Source organism: Blautia faecis, assembly GCF_027662325.1.
GTDB classification, from domain to species: Bacteria; Bacillota; Clostridia; order Lachnospirales; family Lachnospiraceae; genus Blautia_A; species Blautia_A faecis.
On sequence record NZ_JAQDKY010000001.1, the window covers coordinates 17,709 to 36,273 of the forward strand.

At 44.9% G+C, this 18,565-nt stretch carries 13 protein-coding genes; 2 read left to right on the forward strand and 11 right to left on the reverse strand.

Going from position 1 to position 18,565, the window contains the following annotated elements; genetic code table 11:
- Window positions 1-45 precede the first annotated feature (45 nt).
- The 10 genes from mfd to PGQ38_RS19450 all read right to left on the reverse strand — a co-directional run bounded on the left by mfd (window position 46) and on the right by PGQ38_RS19450 (window position 15,279).
- Window positions 46-3,384 carry a transcription-repair coupling factor gene (gene mfd, locus PGQ38_RS00080; RefSeq protein WP_270430462.1) on the reverse strand — a complete coding sequence of 1,113 codons (3,339 nt, stop codon included), beginning with the start codon at window positions 3,382-3,384 and terminating at the stop codon, window positions 46-48.
- Window positions 3,385-3,536: 152 nt separating this feature from the next.
- Complete coding sequence (pth, locus tag PGQ38_RS00085; protein WP_118583700.1) at window positions 3,537-4,115, reverse strand: aminoacyl-tRNA hydrolase; 579 nt, start codon at window positions 4,113-4,115, stop codon at window positions 3,537-3,539.
- 343 nt (window positions 4,116-4,458) lie between these two features.
- On the reverse strand, window positions 4,459-5,409 hold the full coding sequence (locus PGQ38_RS00090) for a TIGR03943 family putative permease subunit (protein ID WP_148461569.1): 951 nt from the start codon (window positions 5,407-5,409) through the stop codon (window positions 4,459-4,461).
- Between the two features lie 116 nt (window positions 5,410-5,525).
- Window positions 5,526-6,563 (reverse strand): CobW family GTP-binding protein, encoded by a 1,038-nt coding sequence (locus PGQ38_RS00095; RefSeq protein ID WP_270430463.1) that lies wholly within the window; start codon window positions 6,561-6,563, stop codon window positions 5,526-5,528.
- Between the two features lie 93 nt (window positions 6,564-6,656).
- Window positions 6,657-6,890: a polya polymerase gene (locus PGQ38_RS00100; RefSeq protein ID WP_118577545.1), complete on the reverse strand. Its 234-nt coding sequence runs from the start codon at window positions 6,888-6,890 to the stop codon at window positions 6,657-6,659.
- A gap of 232 nt (window positions 6,891-7,122) precedes the next feature.
- Window positions 7,123-9,006 (reverse strand): 1,4-alpha-glucan branching protein GlgB, encoded by a 1,884-nt coding sequence (gene glgB, locus PGQ38_RS00105; protein WP_204452436.1) that lies wholly within the window; start codon window positions 9,004-9,006, stop codon window positions 7,123-7,125.
- 266 nt (window positions 9,007-9,272) lie between these two features.
- A complete protein-coding gene (locus tag PGQ38_RS00110) occupies window positions 9,273-10,589 on the reverse strand; it encodes a polysaccharide deacetylase family protein (protein WP_204452438.1) in 1,317 nt (438 codons plus the stop codon).
- Between the two features lie 60 nt (window positions 10,590-10,649).
- A complete protein-coding gene (gene nagA, locus PGQ38_RS00115) occupies window positions 10,650-11,753 on the reverse strand; it encodes an N-acetylglucosamine-6-phosphate deacetylase (RefSeq protein ID WP_204452440.1) in 1,104 nt (367 codons plus the stop codon).
- A gap of 56 nt (window positions 11,754-11,809) precedes the next feature.
- Window positions 11,810-13,165 (reverse strand): trigger factor, encoded by a 1,356-nt coding sequence (gene tig / locus PGQ38_RS00120; protein ID WP_204452442.1) that lies wholly within the window; start codon window positions 13,163-13,165, stop codon window positions 11,810-11,812.
- 212 nt (window positions 13,166-13,377) lie between these two features.
- Window positions 13,378-15,279, reverse strand: a complete 1,902-nt coding sequence (locus PGQ38_RS19450) for a polysaccharide deacetylase family protein (RefSeq protein WP_330674415.1) — start codon at window positions 15,277-15,279, stop codon at window positions 13,378-13,380.
- A 335-nt stretch (window positions 15,280-15,614) separates the two neighbouring features.
- Here PGQ38_RS19450 and PGQ38_RS00130 point away from each other — a divergent pair, with 335 nt between their 5' ends.
- Window positions 15,615-16,019, forward strand: a complete 405-nt coding sequence (locus tag PGQ38_RS00130; protein ID WP_204452444.1) for a hypothetical protein — start codon at window positions 15,615-15,617, stop codon at window positions 16,017-16,019.
- Between the two features lie 287 nt (window positions 16,020-16,306).
- Complete coding sequence (locus tag PGQ38_RS00135) at window positions 16,307-16,810, forward strand: hypothetical protein (protein WP_118577551.1); 504 nt, start codon at window positions 16,307-16,309, stop codon at window positions 16,808-16,810.
- A 158-nt stretch (window positions 16,811-16,968) separates the two neighbouring features.
- On the opposite strand, the gene PGQ38_RS00140 is transcribed toward PGQ38_RS00135, so the two are convergent.
- On the reverse strand, window positions 16,969-18,552 hold the full coding sequence (locus PGQ38_RS00140) for an alpha-L-rhamnosidase-related protein (protein WP_270430464.1): 1,584 nt from the start codon (window positions 18,550-18,552) through the stop codon (window positions 16,969-16,971).
- Window positions 18,553-18,565 lie beyond the last annotated feature (13 nt).

Below are 18,565 nucleotides of genomic sequence, written 5' to 3' on the forward strand. Positions count from 1 at the left end.
CTTTAAATCAAAATATCCGAAAGCATTCAACAGCCCAGCCGTCTACTACTTTTCGCTCTTTCCTTCCTCTTCCACCAATTCCATCAGTTCCTTTGCAAACACCGTCAGCGCCTGCACAATATCCCCCACTGGTGCAAACAGGAACTTCGGCTCTTTATCCGGTTTAAACTGCAGCTGTCTGCGGTACTTGGCAACCAGCGGCGGAATTCCTTCCGGGTTCAGATGTGCATTTTTGTAAAGGGTGATCCTGATCTCACGCTGCATCTGCTTGATTTCCGTAATGTAGCCCTGATGTGCCAGTGCTTTCAGTCTTGCAATAGCTAGCAGATTCAGCACTGCTTTCGGCGGCTCCCCAAACCGGTCGATCAGTTCTTCCAGCATATCATCATACTCCTGCTGGGACTCAATCCCTGCAATGCGCTTATAAATATCCAGCTTCTGGAATTCATTGCTGATGTAGGTATCCGGAATAAAAGCATCCATATTCAGATCAATGGTAGTCTCGAAGTCCTCCATAGTATGGATTCCCTTTGCTTCCTTGACCGCCTCACTGAGCATTTTGCAATAAAGGTCATAGCCCACTGCGTTCATATGACCATGCTGCTGTGCTCCCAGCAGATTTCCCGCGCCACGAAGCTCCAGGTCACGCATGGCGATCTTGAATCCACTTCCCAAATCTGTAAACTCACGGATAGCAGAAAGTCGTTTTTCCGCCACCTCCCGAAGCATGGTGTTCCTTCGGTACATCAGAAACGCATACGCCGTCCTGTTGGAACGTCCGATCCTGCCTCGCAGCTGATAAAGCTGGGAAAGTCCGTACTTGTCAGAATCATGGATGATCATGGTATTTACATTGGAAATATCCAGTCCTGTCTCGATAATAGTAGTGGAAACCAGCACATCAATGTCCCCATTGATAAAATCGTACATAACCCGTTCCAGTTCTCTCTCGCTCATCTGTCCATGGGCAAAATCCACCCTTGCGTCCGGCACCAGTTTGGAAATCCGCAGGGCAACCTCATCAATATCTGTAACCCGGTTATAAACATAATAAACCTGGCCGCCTCTTCGCAGCTCTCTTCCGATAGCTTCCCTGACAGTCTCCTCATCATACTCCATTACATAAGTCTGGATCGGCATACGATCCATAGGCGGCTCCTCCAGCACACTCATGTCACGGATTCCGATCATACTCATATGAAGGGTTCGTGGAATGGGAGTCGCAGTCAGAGTCAGAACATCAATATCCTTTTTCAGCTGCTTGATTTTCTCCTTATGGGTAACACCGAAACGCTGTTCCTCGTCAACGATCAGAAGCCCCAGATTCTTATACTCCACATCCTTAGAAAGAACTCTGTGAGTACCGATCACAACGTCTACCTGTCCTTTTTTCAGATCCTGCAAAGTCTTTTTCTGCTGGGCAGGTGTACGGAATCGGCAAAGCAGATCCACGCGCACCGGAAACTCCTTCATTCTCTGGACAAAGGTGTTGTACACCTGCTGCGCCAGAATGGTAGTTGGGGCAAGGTAAACAACCTGCCGGCTCTCCTGCACCTCTTTAAACGCTGCGCGAAGAGCAACCTCCGTCTTACCATATCCAACATCTCCGCACACCAGACGATCCATGATCTTGGTGCTCTCCATATCCCGCTTGGTATCCTCAATGGCGTTCAGCTGATCCTCTGTCTCCTCATATGGGAACATTTCCTCAAATTCCTTTTGCCACACTGTATCCGGGCCACACACATACCCCTCTTTTTCCTGACGCACAGCGTAAAGCTCCACCAGCTCTTTGGCGATATTTTTGACAGCGCCCTTTACCTTGGACTTCGTGCGATTCCACTCCTGGGTTCCCAGCTTGTTCAGCTTCGGTGCCCTGGCTGTATCTGCGCCGGAATATTTCTGCAGCGCATCCAGCTGCGTCGCCAGAATATACAGATTGCTTCCGTCACGGTATTCAATCTTGATATAGTCTTTTAAGACCTTATCTACTTCAACTTTTTCAATTCCACGGTAAATTCCCAGTCCATGCTTTTCATGGACCACATAATCCCCGATAGACAGCTCTGCAAAATCCTGGATCCGCTTGCCGTTGTAGACTTTTTTCTTTTTCTTTTTTTTCTGCTCCTGACCGAAAATATCGGACTCTGTGATCACCGCAAATTTGATCAGTGGATACTCAAAGCCTTTCCGGGCGTGTCCATAGAGGACCATAATTTCCCCTGGATTGATCACACGGTCATAATCTGAACCGTAAAAAGCATTCAGCTCATGCTCCTGCAAATCCTTCGCCAGACGCTCCGCCCTTGTCCTGGAACCGGAAAGCAAGGCAATCTGGTAGCCTTTTTTCTTATACTTTTTCAGATCCTCCACCAGAAGCTCAAAGCTGCTGTTATAAGAAGTTACACTCTGCACCGTCAGATTGTATTTCTCCGAGGCAAAATTCCACTCCACGCCTCTTGGCTCCAATGCCGACAACGACACTGCACGAAGTTTATTCAGTTCTTTCTGAACCTTGGAAAATTCACAAAGCCACTGAACCGGAAGGTTCTTTTCCCCTTTTTCTTCGCGATGTGTGCGGCTGGCGGCATACTCTTCCTCCACGCCCAGTCCGTTTTCCAGAATACGGTTGGGTTCATCCAGAAACAGAAGCATTTTTTCTTTGGGAAAATAATCCACAAAAGATACCATCTTTTTGCCATCATTCCACTCCACAGCCGGATAAATGGCAATCTCATCCAGATTTTCCAGAGAGCGCTGACTCTCTGCGTCAAAGCTTCGGATAGAATCCACTTCATCTCCCCACAGCTCAATTCTCCATGGATTATCTTCTGTAAGGGAATAAATATCTACTATACCACCGCGCACAGAAAACTGTCCCGGCATTTCCACCTGTCCTACGCGTTCATATCCAAGCTGCACAAGGGTATTTTTCAGTACATCCATGTTGATCACGCTGTCAGAATAGAAATGAAGCACCTTTTTCCCGATTTCTTCCAGGGGCATCAGATAGTCCATACAGCCGTCAATGCTGGTAACCACAGTCAGTTCCTTCTGCTCCAGAAGTGCCTTTACCACACACATTCTCTGGCGGATCAACAGATTTCCCTGAATATCTGCCTGGAAAAAGAGAAGATCCTTCGCCGGGTAAAACATGGTATTTTTGTCATAAAAGCGCAAGTCCTCGAAGATTTCCTTAGCCTGGCGCTCATCTCCTGCGATCACAAGGCGCATAGGTGTTTTGCCGGAAAGCCCATGGATCAGATGTGCCTTCTGGGATTCCAGGCAGCCTGTGATCTGCACAATGCCCTGATTTTTCTCAAGGCTTTTCTCTATTTCTTCAAATTCTGCCATCCCCTTCAGGGGCTGGGTAAATGAAAGCATGGCTTTCCTCCTTTTCTCAAAAGCCGCACCTCAGAGCCCACCCAAAACATGAAACCATTCCTGCAAGCTATCTGCACGTCATAATTTTCACAAAGCTTTTGGGGGACGCTCCAGGGGCAAAAGAAGCCCAGCTTGTTGCTGGACTTCCTTTGTTACTCAGTAACCCTCTTTCGGTTGTATTCATTCATCGCCGCATCCGGACCATCTGTTATGATTTTTTCTACAGCGTCTGCTGCAAACTCAATTGCTTCATCCACGAGCTTGCGGTCCCCGGATGAAAAACGGCCAAGCACATGGTCTGCCAGATCCCATCCTTTTGGTTTGGCTCCTACACCAATTTTTACACGCATGAATTTCTGTGTGCCAAGTCTGCCAATAATGTCCTTCAGACCATTATGGCCGCCTGCACTGCCCTGCTTCCGGATACGAAGCTGTCCCGGCTCCAGATCAATATCGTCCTGAATAATGATCAGCTCACTCTCCGGATCGATTTTGAAATAAGCAGCCATCTCCTGTACCGGACCACCGCTTAAATTCATAAAGGACAAAGGTTTCATAAAGATTACCTTCTCTCCTCCGATGAATCCGGAACCGTACATAGCATTAAATTTTACGCCGCCCTGCGGAATCTTATGACGTTCCACAAGCACGTCGATCGTATCAAAACCCATATTGTGGCGGGTCGCCTCATACTGCTTCCCGGGGTTTCCCAGTCCAACAACTAAATACATAATCTTATTTTCCTTATTCTACTACGAAAGTCCTCCACAGCAATTCCAAAGCTCTGGTCAGCCACAGCCCCGTAATCACTGCCGCAACCTGCTTAGCCAATAGCATAAAACAGATGACTTTCATTTATTATCGAATGATATGAGTGTCAAAAGGTCTTTTGACACTCATTTGATACCCGGATTGCTACGCAGCTACGCTGCTCCCGCAATCCTCCAAATATTCGAAATCCGCTGATTTACTGCGTAAATCGCTACTTTCTCATATTTGGCGTGTCCCAAGTTCAAAAGCCTTATCGTGCAAGCACGAACAGCTTTTTGACCTTTTGACACTGGTATCATCAAATTAGTTGAAATAAACCATCTCATCAGCCAGAGGTTCGCACGGGGTCACATTCTCTGCATAAAGAACAATTCCCTCGCCCTGGTACTCAGAACGGTTTTCAAAGGCAACCTTGGCAGTCACCTCAACCCACTCGCCGGGCTTCAGCTTCGGTGCATATGCACTCTTACAGATATATCCCAGGAATGAAGTATCATCTGCACAGCAGGTCATGGCAGTACGTCCCGGAATGAAGAACTTGCTGCCCATACCTCTCGGACGTCTTGCACGAGCCTTAAAGCGAAGAGTTTTTCCCACATAGCGATCCGGATGATCCATAGCATCTACAAACCAGATTCCGTAATCTTCAGGCGGAATATCTACAATCTCTGCATCCAGGTCAAATGGCATCTGATCTGCGAAAATATCCGTCATCTCGCCTTCTTCGTCCTCAAAAATAACCTCTGCACTTGGGTTTACAACCTTAATGCTTCTGCGGAAGTTTGCAAGAGGATATTCTTTCTTGCTGCGGTTAAACACAACCATATCCGCATTACGAACCATATCCATAAAAATGGATTTCATATTCTGCATATATACCTGGAATGTGCTTGCATCTACACAGGTAATGTGCTGTTCAATTCCCCAGCCTGCCGGGAGCTTCATCTCCTCAAATTTGCTTACCAGCCACATTCCATTATATTCCATAACCACACGCTCCGGCTGATGGATAATATCCAGTGCCTGAAGGCGCTCCGGTGTAAAATCTTCTTCTTTCTCAATAACCTCAACTACAACATTATCTTTTGCAAGAGCCTCTTCATCGTACTCTTCCTCTCCCTCTTCGCAGAGAATGAGAAGTGTCTTTCCCTCTGTACGGAAGTAATCCTGCTGGAGGGTAAAGCTAAGGAAAGAGGTCTTGCCGCTTTCCAGGAAGCCGGTTATGAGATAAATCGGTACTGTAATTTCATCCATTTACAGAAACCTCCCTGTATTTTTCTTAATTAAAAGCAGTACGTTCGCATATATCGCTTATAAACAGCAACAAATAAGCTTACCAAAAGTCTTTTATCCCGTTTATATGTCAATCATTAAGCTACGCCGAACAGCTTGACCAGTTTCTCTTCATTTAACTTGGAACCAATTACGCAAAGACGTCCGGTGTACTCCGGTGAACCTTCACGGATCTCAGTTTCTTCCGGAACCATATCGAAGTAGATCCATGTTCCGTCCTCTGCCGGAAGCATTCCCTTAGCACGAAGGATCACGCCATACTCTTCAGAAGCGGAAAGGCTCTCCAGCATTTTCTCAAGCCCTTCTCTTGTAAACTTCTTAATAGTCTCACGTCCCCAGCTGGTAAATACTTCGTCTGCGTGATGATGGTGATGATCATGATGATGTCCGCAGCCACATTCGTCATCATGGTCGTGATGATGATGCTCGTGATCGTGGTCATGTCCGCAACCGCACTCATCATCATGGGCATGATGATGATGCTCATGCTCCTCTTTCAGCAGCTCATCCGCCAGAGATACCGGATGCTCCATAACCTCCAGGATTTTCTTTCCATCCAGCTTCTCAATCGGAGTGGTAATAATAGCTGCCTTCTCATTGATAGAACGAAGAAGCTCCATAGACTCCATTGCTTTCTTCTCGTCTACAATATCGGTACGGCTCATGATAATCGCGCCTGCATACTGAACCTGATTGTCAAAGAACTCGCCGAAGTTTCTCATATACATTTTGCATTTCTTGGCATCAACAACTGTAGTGTAGCTGTTCAGCTGAATATCAACATCCTCTTCCACACCCTGTACAGCCTTGATAACGTCGGAAAGCTTACCAACACCTGATGGCTCGATCAGGATACGGTCCGGATGATACTTCTCTACAACTTCCTTCAGGGAAGCACCAAAATCTCCAACCAGAGAACAGCAGATACATCCGGAGTTCATCTCACGGATCTCGATTCCGGCATCTTTCAGGAATCCCCCGTCAATACCAATCTCACCGAACTCATTCTCGATCAAAACTACCTGCTCACCTTCAAATGCTTCTTTCAGCAGTTTCTTAATAAGAGTTGTCTTACCAGCTCCAAGGAAACCGGAGATAATGTCAATCTTTACCATTTTGTATTCCCCTTTCTATTATGCCAGAAAAAGGGGACATGACCAAGTCACATCCCCTAATATATTTATCCCAATTTCACAGTTTTATGCAAATCAGCCGTTGATCATGAAGTGCATAAGCTTATCAATGTCTTCTTTCTCATATGCAACGATCTCAAGCTCCGGAATCTCACCGTTAGAGAAGATGTTTGCAAGAGATACATACTGTGATAATTTAGATTTCAGGTTCAGTCTGTCACCTTCGCCAGTTACAAGCTCTACTTTACCAGCGCAGCTGTCTACTACATCAAAAAATTTCTGAATGTCTTTAATATTAGATACCTTCATGTCAATATTCTCCTTTCAACATGTACAACTTTTTCCATTTCTTTTTGTTCGGGCTCATTATATCTCAACTTTTTCCAAATAGCAACAGGTTTTTCACCTTCTGGGAAAAAATCCCCAACAGTCACAAACAAAACCCGAATTTGCCCCATTCTTTGGGTATTTTTAATACTAAATTATCACAGCAATCTGAAAATTGTCTGTGAGAATTGTTCCTTGCGGAATTTGGCAGCTTCTAATACTGGAACACAGCAACCCCGTAAGCTGGCAGCGGATAAGCAAAGGAGAACGGACGATTGTCACAATCCTGCTTTTCTGCCTTAAATACCTTCTTCGCAGTCTGTCCGTTTTCATCCAGAACCAGTGTGTATTGTTTCTTCTTCGGCACACCAACACGGTAATCCGGACGTTCTACAGGAGTGAAATTGCATACTACCAGAAGGTTATTTCTTTTTGTAGGGGATTTCCTTACGAAGCTGTAAATACTTCTGTCCCCGTCATCTGCATTGATCCACTCAAAGCCAGACGGATCCGTATCCGTTCCATAGAGCGCAGGATATTTGCGATACATCTTCAGCAATGTCTGCACAAAATCCTTCAAATCCCGATGCTTCTCTTCCCCAAGAAGGAACCAGTCGAGTTCTCTCTCCTCGCTCCACTCTCGAAGTTGACCGAATTCCTGCCCCATAAATAAAAGCTTCTTGCCCGGATGGCAGAACATAAATGTATAAGCAGCCTTCAGATTCTTAAACTTATCATCTAGCTCACCTGGCATTTTCTCCAGCATAGACTTCTTCAGATGAACCACCTCATCATGGGAGATTACTAACACATATTTCTCACTGTAAGCATATGTCATGGAGAAAGTCATCTTATTATGGTTAAACTTACGGAAATAGGGGTCCAGCTTCATATATTCCAGGAAGTCATTCATCCAGCCCATGTTCCATTTCAGGGAAAATCCAAGGCCGTCATCCTCTGCCTTACCTGTAACCTTCGGCCATGCGGTAGACTCCTCTGCAATCATCACAGTACCATGGTTTCTTCCAAGAACCACTGTATTCAGATGCTTAAAAAACTCAATTGCTTCCAGATTCTGATTTCCGCCATATTTATTGGCTACCCACTGACCATCATTCTTTCCATAATCCAGATACAGCATGGATGCAACGGCATCCACACGAAGACCGTCCACATGACACTCCTCGATCCAGAACAGAGCATTTGCGATCAGGAAGTTCTTTACCTCCGGTCTGCCATAATTGTAGATCTTGGTTCCCCAGTCCGGATGCTCTCCCTGTCTGGGATCTGCATGCTCATAAACTGCAGTTCCGTCAAAATTCGCCAGTCCATGGGCATCCTTGGGAAAATGTGCCGGCACCCAGTCCAGAATAACCCCGATTTTCTGTCTGTGAAGATAATCTACCAGATATTTGAAATCCTGGGGTGTTCCATAGCGGGAAGTAGGCGCATAATAACCGGTGACCTGATATCCCCAGGAACCGTCAAAGGGATGCTCTGCAATCCCCATCAGCTCCACATGTGTATAGCCCATATCCTTCACATACTGGGCAAGCTTCACCGCCAGTTCCCTGTAATTGAAAAAGCCTTTCTCATTCTCCTCTGTAGACGGATGCTTCATCCAGGAGCCAGGATGTACCTCATAGATCGCCATGGCATCCTTAGTCTCGTCAAATTTCTGACGATTCTTCATCCAGGTGGTATCTTTCCATTTGTAATCCCCGATATCCGTGATTCTGGATGCCGTTCCCGGTCTTAATTCTGCCTCATTTGCATAAGGGTCAGCTTTATAAATATGCTCCCCGTTCATTCCTACAATAAAAAACTTATACAGCTGTCCAATCTTCGCTCCAGGGACAAATGTCTCAAATACACCGATCGGACCTGCCTTTTTCATTGGAGCAGCCTGTTCATTCCAGTCATTAAACTCTCCAATTACAGAAACAGCTTGCGCATTAGGTGCCCATACTGCAAAATAAACACCTTCTTTTTTCCCTTGTTTCACAGGATGTGCGCCAAGCTTTCTGTAAACATCATAATGGGTTCCCTGACCAAAGAGATACTGGTCAAGCTCTGTAAACTGTAATTTCTCTCCCATCAGAAAGTTACCTCCCTAAACTTTCAAATTCTTATGCACATTATAGCATACTCTTTTCCTCCATGCCACCAAAACCTTGTCTATTATTCATAAAAAATCTACATCAAAATTCATTTTTACTGTAAAAAAATACGCCTGTACTTTGACATTTTTCTCATAAGTACAAGCGTATACTATCATTCACACTATACAGCATCTGCGATTTCCGGAAGTCCCGAAGCTTAACACATATGCCAGACAGGCTCTAGAACCTCTTATTTTCTCCGTTATTCGCCTGAGTCGCTGCTAAAATCCCCTTCGCTATCCTCACTGCCGTCTGTGTATCCGTCACTTTCACTGCCGTCGCTTCCATCACCGGAACCATCACTGAAGTCGCTCTCATCTCCATTACTGCTGTCATCTGAACTGCCATCAGAAGTTCCATCTGTGGAAGAGTCCTCAGAAGAGCCATTTCCATTATATCCAGGCACATAACCTGCATCAAGGGCGCTCTGCCAGAACTCTGCATATTTTGCCGTCTGAAGGGTAACATTCTTCGCCGCTGCCATCTCACTTACCGTTACCAGTTTATATCCCTGTGCAATAAGATCTGGAATCAGTCTGAGTGCCGCATCAACAGAAGGACCATGAATATCATGCATCAGAATAACGGCTCCGTCTCCCAGATTGCTGTCATTCATAATGCCATTGTAATCCAGATCTGCATCCAGATATTTCCAGTCCAGACTGTCAATAGACCACAAAATAAAAGGTTTCCCAACTGCCGAAATAATTTCGTCATTGCAGTCTCCATAAGGCGGACGAATCACCGTGGACTCCTGTCCACAGGCATCAATCAATGCCTGATCGGTATCGCCGAATTCCTTTATAACATCATCAATACTCAGATTCAGCATATCCTGATGATCCCAGGAATGGTTTCCGATCTCACAGCCAAGTTCCACCATTCTCTTCACTTCGTCCGGATACTGTCCAACCAGCTGTCCCAACATAAAGAAGGTAGCATGTGCATTGTTCTCCTCCAGACAGTCCAGAAGCTTGTCTGTATACTGTCCCGGACCATCATCAAAGGTAAGTGCGATCAAAGGGCGTTTCTTCTCAGCATTGTAAGAACCATCCTCATTAAAATAATAATCGTTTACCCCCTTGGTCACCCAGCCGGTCTGCATGTATCCATTGGAATCAAATGCATATTTCACTCCGTCAATCTCTGCAAAACCATTGGTATAATATGTACCATCTGCATTCTGATACCAGCGTCCGCTGGAATCCTCATGCCAGCCTGGAGTCAGTGAAGAAACCTTGGTCACATCGCTCTGTCCTTTCAGGGGCTGTCTCAGAGCATCTGTAGAATTGGAATCCGCATTCGAAGCAGCTCCGTCACCTGCATCCGCCTGCACGCTCTGTGATTTTCCAGTACTCTTTCCTCCCACACGACTTACGATTGGAAAAATCACTCCTCTTATTACAAAAATCACAGCCAGCACCATTGCCACAACATAGGTAACCAGCTTAATGATCTTCCTTCGTCTTATCTGGCGCTGTTTCCTGCGCATTCTTTCGCGCAAAACCCTTCTATCCATTCATATTCCCTCTTTATCTCTCGTTACATAGTGGAAAAAATTTTCCGCAAAAAAGTTCTGTCATAGCACTTCTCTCAGCTCCAGATCATCTGTTACAAGAAGAATATCCGCTTTCTTTCCAACAGAAAGGGAACCAACTTCATCATAAATACCAATACTCTTTGCCGGATTTCGTGTTGCTGCAAAAATCGCTTCTTCAAGGGGAACACCAAAAGAAACAGCCTTGCGCATACAATCATACAGGTTCGTAGCAGAACCGGCAATCGTACCGTCCTTCAAAGTTGCCTTACAGTCCTTCATCGTTACTTCCTGTCCACCCAGCTGGTAGGTTCCGTTCTCCATTCCAGTAGCCATCATAGAGTCACTGATCAGTACAATCCTCTCTGGTCCAAACATCTTAAATGTAGCGCGGATCACAGCGGGATGAATGTGAATGCCATCACAGATCATCTCTGCCATACACTGCCCATCATCACAGGCAGCTCCGATCAGTCCTGGTTCTCTGTGCGCCAGTGGCTGCATGGCATTATAAAGATGTGTCACATGGTGTGCACCTCTTCTCATGGCCTCCGCTGCTGTATCGTAATCAGCTGCTGTATGACCAAGGGAAATGCACACCTCATTATGTACCTCATCAATGAATTCCATAGCACCATCCACATTCGGTGCCAGAGTTACCAGCTTCACCATATTTCCGGAATATTCATTCAGTTCACGGAAAAATCCGGCATCCGGTTTGCGGATATAGCCCTCCACATGGGCGCCTTTTTTCTTCGCATCCAGAAACGGTCCTTCCATATTGATTCCCCGGACAGCAGCTCCGTCTTTCATTTCTCCCACGGTCTTAATAGTAGCAAAAATTTCCTTCAGTTCTTCTGCCGGCAATGTCATGGAAGTAGGACAATAGGAAGTAATTCCGTGGCTCTTTTCGTATTTCAGAATAATCTTAAGTCCCTCCGGATCAGCATCAGAAAAATCATGTCCAAATGCACCGTGACTGTGAATATCCACCAGTCCCGGGATTACCCTGAGCCCAGCCGCGTCTACAGTCGTCTTGTCCGTAACCTCATCCTCAGAAGCCACGATTCTATGATTCTCCACATACAGATCCTGTAATCTGAAGCTTCCATCCTCCTGAAAAACTTCTCCGTTTTTAATAATCATAACTCCATTCCCTCCTGAGATTCATTGGCTGCTGTTTCTATTATAAACAGCAACCGTCAATTCTCTGTACTGTCATCCTGTGTATCTGTTGAAGCATCCGCTGCTGTGCCTGTATCTGCGGTTGCACCAGTTTCCTGATCTTCTGCTGTATCCCCGCCATCCGTGCTCTGTCCGTCAGTTGTACTGCCATCTGCATGTTCTGCTGCTTCTGTTCCCTCAGCAGCCTGTGCGGCCTCACCTTCAGCAGATGTATCCGCTGCTGTCTGATCATAATTTGCATTTGCAATAATGAAATCCTGAACTCTCATAAGTCCGATACTCTCATCCACTGCAACCTGACCGTAAGTATCGATAAGAACTGCAAGATCGCCAGAAGCATACTGCTCTACCAGCTGATTCTGGATTGCAAGGCTTTCCTCATCCTCCAAAGTCATTCCCTCTGCGTCCATGATTCCCTGAATAAGCAGATTCTGTTTTACCTTGGCCTGGGCATACTGCTGGCACTGGGCTTCGAAATCATCCATGGAAACGCCCTGAGACTCTACGAAGTCTTCAAGCTCCATATTTCCCTGCTTCGCGTATGCTTCTGCCTGTTTCTTAAATGTCTTCACTGCCTCTTCTACGTCTTTCTCCGGATATTCCACAACCTCAGAATTGGTGTAAACAGTATTCCATGCAGTGCTGCGCAGACTGCTGTCGGCCTGATCCTGTGCCTCCTGCTCCAGCTGTGCGCGAACAGAAGCCTTATATTCATCAATTGTCTTGTAATCGGTATTCGCTGCAACCCAGTCATCGGTCAGTTCCGGTGGTCTCTTAAAGCTCTGCACGGTAATCTGGAATACTGCATCCTGTCCAGCCAGTTCACTGTTGCGGTAGCTCTCCGGGAAGGTTACCGGTACGTCTTTTGTCTCCCCCTTCTTCATTCCCACGATTCCTTCTTCAAATCCGGGAATCATTGTGCCGCTTCCGATCACAAGGTCATAATTATTACCAGTTCCACCTTCAAAAGCTTCCCCGTCTTTTGTACCTACGAAATTAATAGTAGCGGTATCACCATTCTGGATGACAGCGTTCTCATCTGTCACTTCCACTGAATTGTCTTTCAAATTCTCTGCGATACGATTCTCAATATCCTCATCTGTCACTTCTGGTACAGAATTATCAAGAGTTATCCCCTTATAGTCTGCAATTGTAACATATTTCTCCACATTATCCACTGAAACCAGGCGTGTCGCACCGGTAGAATCTGTATAAGGTTCCTGTACCTCTTCTTCCTCTGCCGAATCCTCTGCCTGCTGCTCTGTGGCAGTGCTCTCACTCTCTGTACTGGTAGTTTCTTTATCACTTCCGCAGCCATTTACAGCAAGTGCCATACACATTACTAACGCTGCCAAATATAGTTTTCTTTTCATTTCATACTCCCTTCAGTTACTCTTTTATAAAATTATCACATTTTCTATTAAAAAGGAAGCCCACTGAGGCAATCATTTTTATTTTATCTCCGCCGCGTTACTGTTCACTGGTAACGTTCCGCGAGGTGTTTTATGTGAACAAAGTTCACATAAAACCCGAGAATCTCAGCGCAAAATCATGCGAATCCATGCCCTCTTTGCAGCTGGTCTTATCAGCCCCCATTCATAGGCGGTACAGGAGTGGGTCTGGATGAGTCAAATACCTGGCTTACGTCAAACAGATCTGCCAGCATGTCCGGATTGTAATACATTCGGTATCCATCCACGTTTCTTCTTCCCATCCGGAAATATTCATCCGTCATCTGTACAAAATATTTGTTAGAGTCCACATTGCAATAATAATCATAGCCCTGGGATTTCAGATATTCAAATTTCTCATTGCCAGTGTACTCTCCGCCGTTATTAATATCTGCTCCGAAAGCAAAGATAATAATATCTGTTCCGCCAATAAGCGGGTCAATGTTCTCTTTGAAATTCTGTGTATCTGTTTCAAGGCGTTCCATGGAAACTGTGGACATGTTTTTATGTCCCCATGTATGGCTGGCAAAAGTCCAGCCCTCCGCCTTCATGGCATCTGCGACCTTTTTCGCTTCTGCCCGCTCTGTATCCAGATCAAAATCAGGATGCGCGTCAAGCCACGCCTTTTTATCATCATTCAGATCATCTGGTCTTGTCTGATAGCTGATATCTGTGCGGTAACCCAGGATTCCATTGTAGCCTGTAAGCGCTACAATTCCCTTATGTCCATGATATGCAAAATCAGGATGTTCCTCCACAAACCGGTCGATCAGCGGTACAACATCATAGTCACCTACAACTGTGCTTCCATCATCCTGTACATATTCGTTGCGAACCTTCCCCTCTTCGTCTATAACAAGCTTGGTGGCAATTCCATCTCCATCCTGGGAGTGATAATAACATACATCGTCCTGCGAAAGAACAAACGGTGTTTTTCCCTTAGGAAGATAAATCTGCTTTGCCTGCATTTTCCCATTTTCATCAACGTCTGCCAGATCATAAAGGTTTACCATTACATATCCCTCGTCATACATGATCTGGGTTATCTTATTAAACTCATCCATAGTGGTCATAACCTGATTATAACCATCTGTCTTGTAATCTCCATCAAACGCCTTGGAAGTATCCACGATCAGGGAATGGTAAAAAATGTGAGTTACCTGTTCTGGAGACCAGGCTACACATTTATCCTTTTTCTTCTGGAATTTCTCTGCAGCATTCTGAAAATGGACATTTCTCACATATGCATTGTCCTTCTGCAAAAGGCTGATTGCACCGTCATAATCATACTGGGCAGCTTTCTCCTTGGCTGTGGTCAGTACCTTCTTCTCGTGACGGATCTGCCTCCTGATGATACCTGTGCCGGCAGCTGCTGCCTGTGGCATAACCCCATTTAAATCTATGGCTGCTGCCTGGGCTGCATCCTGCTCTGGCTGATTTGCAGAATCTGAAGAATTATCTTCTGTTTTCTCTTCATCGGACATATTCCCGGATTCATCCTGTGCAGTATCCTCTGAATTGTCACCTGTATTTCCAGTTGTCTCATCACTGTCATCTGCCGTGCCTTCACCAGATTCCGGTTGTATATCTGTACTGTCTGAGCTGTCAGCAGCTTCCTCTGTATTAATATCGGAGTTTTCGATGCTTTCGGTGCTTTGGTCAGCCTTTGCCAGTTCTTCTGCTGCCTTGCTCTCTTTACCGGAATTCTTATCAGGAACCAAATCCCTTACCTTGGCTACCAGCGTTTCCATGCCGTCTTTTAACCCTGTCTGCTCTCTATAAAAGTATCCCACACCGCCCAACACTGCCAGAGCAGTAATAATAAGAGCCAGATTACGATTCCGTATCTGCCTCTTCTTTCTCTTCAGATTGCGCTCATGTCTCTCGCGCCGTCGTTCTTCGTAATATATCTCTTCCTGGTGTTCCTTCTCTGCCAGTTCCTGTAATTCTCTGTCAAGCTCCCGCTTGGACTGGCTGTCGGGAACTTTATTCTCTTCCAGACCAGGCTGTTCCTGTTCTGTATCCGATTTCTTCATAATGTATAACTCCTAACTATACTGTAAGCCCCCCTCAAAACACCTTCTTCCCGCAAGACCAGTTAATAAAGAAAACCTACAAAGCTTCCTATTAATCCTGAACGGAATCTGTAATCTGGCATTTATTATAACCATACCAGATAAATCTATCCATTCTGTAACCAGTAGATTTCTATTATACATGATATTCAAAATAATTACCACCTCTTCTCAGTAAATATCCTTGCATTCTATTGCCATATATTGTTAAAATAAAAAACACATGATAAAATATGTTTTAACCTCAAATATCAAAAATATTAAGCTCTATATCATTCACTCTAAAGGAGGAAAATATGAACAGATCAGATATTATGCGCATAAGCGCACTATTTGAAATAGCCCTGGGTTCTGCTTCTTTGATCGCAGCCCGCTTCTGGATCGGAACCACTAATATTGTGGGCAGACATGTAAGCCATGGTGATACTACAGAGGCTTTTGCACTTACTTATGCATTTACACTTCTTCAGATTGCAATTGGAATTATAGGCGTGATGAATGCAGAAAAAGGAAGAATGAGCACCGTTATCTTTGGAATTTTGGCCTTTATTCCCCAGATTGCCCACTTCTTTCATATTAAGGGAAGTATTATACTGGTTCTTATGAATCTTGCAGCATTTGCGGTACCGGTTTTATATACTTTCACGGCGTATAAGCTTTTTAAAGGAGATAACAAAACAATTGCCTTTTCCCAAAAATGATGCTAAAATGTAGTTTATGTGAAACAAGAATATAACTGTTCAGTTTCTTCACAGGTTACTGTTCACTGGTAACGTTCCGCGAGGTGTTTTTTGAACAAAGTTCACAGAAAACCTGAGAATTAAGTTTGCGCAGCAAACGCTACTTCCTGTGCTTGTCACAAGAAGGTTCGTCTTTCTGTGCATCGCGAAGCGTGTTACTGGTCACGGAGTGAACAGTAACACGCTTTGCAGAACAGTGCAGGCTGAATAGTTATTAAGAAACTTTATAATATAGTAGGAGGATAAGTATGCATCCAGTAACAATCGTCCTTCTGGTGATTCTCGTAATCCTCATCGGATTACTGGTTGGTTTATATTTCTTTGGCAAGAAGACCCAGAAGAAGCAGGAAGAACAGCAGGCACAGATCGAGGCAAGTAAACAGACCGTTTCCATGCTCGTTATTGATAAGAAGAGAATGCCACTTAAGGAATCAGGTCTCCCACAGATGGTCATCGACCAGACTCCGAAGCTTCTCCGCCGCTCCAAGATGCCGATCGTTAAGGCTAAAGTCGGACCGAAGATTTCCATTCTTATCGCAGACGAGAAAGTATTCGACCTTATCCCTGTGAAGAAAGAGATCAAAGCTGAAGTAAGTGGACTTTACATAGTAGGTGTAAAAGGCATCCGCGGTAACCTGGACGCTCCGGTTAAGAAGAAAAAAGGATTTTTCGCACGTTTTAAGAAATCTGCTGAGGAAGCTCAGGCAGCCCAGAATGAGACTAAGAAATCCAAAAAGAATAAAAAGAAATGATTATTTTAGCCCTGCCATTATGATGGCAGGGCTATTTTAATGCTCCTTTCCCCATATTGTAATGCCAGACATTATTTCCTGCGTGTTGCATTTTATCAAGAATCTTTCTCTCATTTCAAAAAGGATCCTGCATTTCTGCAAGATCCTCATTCTCAATCTTATTTCTCATTATCCATATAAAATTTTCTAAGAAAATACGTCGGCGTACAGCTCCATGCGTGACAGTAGCTGTTAACCATGCTGGAGCCATAAGGGGATTCCTCCCGGTTGTATGGATTGTACAGTTCCCAGAAGGTGTCGGCGCCGTCGCGGATCATCTCACCCCAGTAACGCTTCATTTCTTCCAGTGCAAGCTCTTTCTCATCACAGCGGATAAGCGCATCAATATAGTGATGATACATATATGGAGTTACCATGCGGATTCTTGGATTCACTTCCATTACATGATGGATCAATTTACAGTTTGTCTCTTTGTCAAAGACACGGGCCAGAATCATCCAGATCTGGGTTGCCCAGGAAGCCTGACGGTCCGGACCGCTTACGAACATTCCAAGCTCTTCATCCCAGAACTCTTTCACCGCTGCCTCTTTCAGCATGGCCTGCTTCTCTTCCAGCCAGCTGATATCCTCCTGTTTATCCAGAATCTTTGCAAGGCGGATTCCGTAACGGATACAGTAAATAAGAACTGCTGTAGCTCCGGCCTGCTTATTCAGACCATCTCCCCAGTCCAGGAAGCACCAGAATGCATCACCTAAATCCTCCACAACATTTTTCTCATTTAACTGTGTCATGGCAATGCGGATCTGATCAATTGCCACATCATAGAGATCCCTTAAGGTTTCCAGATCATCGGTTGCCTCATAATAATCCAGAAGCACAGATGAGAAAAACAATGCATAGTCCAGAAGGTAAGTATCATCTGGCTCCATCTCCGGTTCTGTGAATACACAGGCGCTTAGCTTTCCCTCATTAAAAAGCAGTCCTGCAAAAATATACATACAGCGTTTGGCAAGATCATAATTCTTAAAGGTGTAATAATTGGCTCTCGCCTGAAGTCTCAGATCTCCCAGCCACATTCTGCAGTCACGCTTTGGTCCATCCTCAAAAACATCCTGCATACATTCTTTCAGGGTTTTTCGGCTTACCAGATCAATCTGATTCAGAAGCGGATCTCCGAAATCCACAGGCTTTACAGACTCCATATCTACAGCAGAAACCGTATCACAGGAAATACCATCGATTTTCAGCTGGAACTTGGCAGAAGTATCAATTACACGAAGCTCCATATAACGGAAAGAATATCTTCTTGGCAGCTTCACCTTCGCCGGAAGTACATCCACATGAATATACTCCTCCTGAATCCAGCCACGGCTGAGCCAGCCGTCATAATCAGCAGTTTTGTCCGTCATTTCCTCCAGACGCTCACCGAATTTCAGGTAAAAATAAACCGGTGCATCCTGATGGCTTCCTGTTTTACTAAGCTCCAGAGTCACATAACCTACAGCATGATCTCCGAAATCTACAAATACTGTATCATCTCTTTTTAAAGATTTTGCATACAGATTTTCAATTGGGTGCTCTTCTGTAATAACTGTTCTCATCTGGCGGTCTTTTCCCACCATAATTTCCTTTTCAGCCTTAATTTCTTTATGCAAAAGCTCCGGCTTCAGGGCCTCTGCAATTTCCAGAAAACGATTATTTTTATGTACTTCGAAATTCTCAATTATACTATATGATGGCATTATTTTTCCTCCT